Raw genomic sequence first — 341 nt, forward strand, 5'->3', positions numbered from 1 at the left:
GTCCCTGCTTACTACTTTTATCAGATAGGAATAAAGCTTATCGGCTTTCTCTATAAATTCTCCTCTATACCCAGCATCAGCAAGGATACATTTAAACTTCATAAGTCCTTCATTTATCATTCTAAGTAAAAGTAGTCCAGCCTTACTGTCATGAATATTGGCAACACATAGCATTACTGCTATTAGAAAGCCATTCTTGTCTACTACCACATGAAGCTTTATACCTTTTATCTTCTTATTACCGTCTACTCCGTGAAGCCCTCTGTTATTACCCCAACGTACACTTTGACTATCCATAATCCCTAAACTAGCTTCAGCCTTTTGCCCCATTTTTATACGTA

General features: G+C 37.2%; 1 protein-coding gene. It reads right to left on the reverse strand.

The window, feature by feature from the left end:
• Window positions 1-330 (reverse strand): transposase (locus tag GNY06_RS05190; protein WP_166519099.1); only part of this gene is annotated, 330 nt, incomplete at its 3' end.
• Window positions 331-341: the final 11 nt, after the last annotated feature.

The organism is Elizabethkingia argenteiflava, from assembly GCF_009904105.1.
In the GTDB taxonomy this organism is placed as follows: Bacteria; Bacteroidota; Bacteroidia; order Flavobacteriales; family Weeksellaceae; genus Elizabethkingia; species Elizabethkingia argenteiflava.